4 protein-coding genes are annotated in these 2469 nt (G+C 34.1%); 1 reads left to right on the top strand and 3 read right to left on the bottom strand.

The window, feature by feature from the left end:
- Together ABX784_RS16900 and ABX784_RS16895 are read right to left on the bottom strand one after the other, a co-directional pair.
- A partial coding sequence (locus ABX784_RS16900) for a hypothetical protein (RefSeq protein WP_372656238.1) occupies nucleotides 1-318 on the bottom strand: 318 nt, incomplete at its 3' end.
- A 116-nt stretch (nucleotides 319-434) separates the two neighbouring features.
- Complete coding sequence (locus tag ABX784_RS16895) at nucleotides 435-1325, bottom strand: rhomboid family intramembrane serine protease (protein ID WP_372656237.1); 891 nt, start codon at nucleotides 1323-1325, stop codon at nucleotides 435-437.
- 196 nt (nucleotides 1326-1521) lie between these two features.
- On the opposite strand from ABX784_RS16895, the gene ABX784_RS16890 reads away from it, so the two are divergent.
- The gene (locus ABX784_RS16890; RefSeq protein ID WP_372656236.1) at nucleotides 1522-1770 is read left to right on the top strand and encodes a hypothetical protein; all 249 of its coding nucleotides are present in this window, start codon (nucleotides 1522-1524) and stop codon (nucleotides 1768-1770) included.
- A gap of 3 nt (nucleotides 1771-1773) precedes the next feature.
- On the opposite strand, the gene ABX784_RS16885 is transcribed toward ABX784_RS16890, so the two are convergent.
- The coding region (locus tag ABX784_RS16885; protein WP_372656235.1) for a sterol desaturase family protein at nucleotides 1774-2469 on the bottom strand (696 nt) is incomplete at its 5' end.

Below are 2469 nucleotides of genomic sequence, written 5' to 3'. Positions count from 1 at the left end.
TTGAACCTTAGGACTAGATTTGCCCATTTCAATTACTTTTTTTTCTTCTTTAATTTCTGGTCTTAGTTTAGAGATAGGATGATAAAAGCTTCCAAAAGACTGTACTCTCTGTGGAAACTTAAATTCGGATGACTTGAGGCCACTATCAGACAGATGATATTTTTGAACAACTAAATTTCCTGTCGACTCATCTAGATACAATGCGGTCGCAGAGTTCTCACTACTGTCGTAAGTTTCGTGCATCAATCTATGTGCTAGCGTCGGAACAACACTTAATGAAACTATTAATAAAATAAGAATTAAATTCTTTATCTTCAAACTAGTAATCTCTCACGGCTACCCTAATTAGTAGACTTCTCTCTACTACTTTTCGGGTATCCGACCAAATTACTTTAGTATATTCAACATGAACAATTTATCACAATTACAGACACTTAAGATAGATCCTTAATATACTCAACACTCCAAGTAATGGCCGGTAGAGCGAGCGCAAGAATAGAGAATAGAACTACATCTCTAAGACTGGCCTGATTTTTTGAATCTCTTACTCCAAAGTATATACCTAGAACCATTCCAAGAGTAAGACCTACAGCATGGGCCATATTAGCAATAGAAAAAACAAAGACACCCATTAAACATAGAAAGAACCATCCTACCATCAGAACAACATCACTTTTAGGTAATGAAAACTTCGCCACTGGGTTTATTCTCTTATACATCCACAAGTAACCCAATAGACCGTAAACAACCCCACTCATTCCACCAAAGTTTGGCCCAGAGATTAGAAATTGTGAGAAGTTGGAAATAGTTCCAACGATCAAGATAAACACTAAGAGAAAGTTTGAAGACTTCTCTTTCTCAATAATCTTTCCTAGGTCTTTCATCCATAACATATTAAATAAAATATGCATGAAACCAAAATGTAGAAATATTGGAGTTACAAGCCTCCAGTATTGACCATTTCTTATTTCGGCTAATTCAAGGTTATCATTTGCTGATATTTTCATTACAGAATATAGCTCTGGAAGAATATTAAAAGAGTTTAAAATATAAACTACAACACAAAAGGCAATTACAATTTTTGTGGTTAATCCCATAGGAATAGCTTGTATCTCAGTCCATTCCTTTGAAGGCTTAAATTGTCTAGGAAGTCCTAACATCACTCGATATATATCCATCGCCTTCTCAACATCCTCTTCTTTAAGCACACTGAGAACGTACTCTTCTTCAAGCTTGTGAACCTCTATGAAAATACCTTGTTTCTTTATTTCTGTAGTAATTTTATCGGCCATAGATTTATCGGCCAAGCTTGCAAAAGGGATCATTAATTACCTATCTTATTATTTGATTCTAACCACTTATAAATTAGTAGTGAAATTTCTGTAGAATAGACTATAATACCAAAGAAAATTGTTAATCAACTACTCTGTAGATTAATTTTCTTAACTTTTTTCCGATAAGTACAGAAAGTACTCGGTCTATCTAGTAGACAAAGATTGTGCAAGACGCTCAGGAGACAAAATGTCACATTTAAAATCACAAATTTTATCAAGAATTGAAAAACATACGAACTCAAAGTCTATCCAAATGGATTTTGAGTTCTTAGTTGAATTACAAAGAGAACAGGCTCCTTCACTTAGAAGCGATCTAGTTGAAGTATGTGTTATAGAAAGCTTTGCTAAATTATACGAAGACAAAACACTAGACTTTCTTCTTTATGAATACATGGGTCAACAATATTCTCAAAGCTTAAACAGAACAGCTGCCTAATCATTACCTCTTAAAGGGACTCATTAGCATTCCCTTTAAGCTGTCCTCTCTTTCACTCTTTAAACCACATTCAAAAGTTTTAAAGTCGTAGTTTTTATTTTCAGAATAGCTTCTAAAGATATAGTCCCAGACAGAGAGATTGAATCCGTAATTAGAGTTATGCTTATCCATATCTGGGTGATGATGAATGACATGATAGTTTGGTGTAACAATAAAGTATCGAAGATAATTTTCTAATTTCCAAGGCAGTTGAATATTTGCGTGATTAAATATGGCCATAGAACTTAGTATGATCTCAAATAGCAATACTGTATTAACTGATATCCCTAAAAGCAGAACAAAAAATGTCTTTATTAGAAGTGAAAAAATAATCTCTAATGGATGAAACCTTAGAGCTGTCGTAGCATCGAGAAAAGCATCAAGATGATGAACACGATGAAACTTCCAAAAAAACTTTGAGTAATGAAAGTATCTGTGCTGCCAATAAATAATAAAATCTAAAAATATAATTCCAGCAAGTGTCTCTACCCATAACGGTACAGAGAGTAAGTTAAAGAGTCCTATCCCCTGCTTAGAAGCAATGATACTGACTGCCACGGGAGAGAGCTTAATAAATATCTGAGATAGAACAGTCCCTGTAAGTAAGAGCAAAAGGTTTGAAAGCTTTCTTTGATTTCCATATAGATTGGACTTACGGGT

This window comes from Halobacteriovorax sp. (assembly GCF_041587335.1).
In the GTDB taxonomy this organism is placed as follows: domain Bacteria; phylum Bdellovibrionota; class Bacteriovoracia; order Bacteriovoracales; family Bacteriovoracaceae; genus Halobacteriovorax.
The sequence above is the reverse complement of the archived record's forward strand: the minus strand, read 5'-3'. Positions and strand labels throughout refer to the sequence as shown.

Bases quoted from the DNA above. Each gene is read 5' to 3' on its own strand.
- ABX784_RS16895 (WP_372656237.1), bottom strand. From the start codon at position 1,325: ATGATCCCTTTTGCAAGCTTGGCCGATAAATCTATGGCCGATAAAATT.
- ABX784_RS16890 (WP_372656236.1), top strand. From the start codon at position 1,522: ATGTCACATTTAAAATCACAAATTTTATCAAGAATTGAAAAACATACG.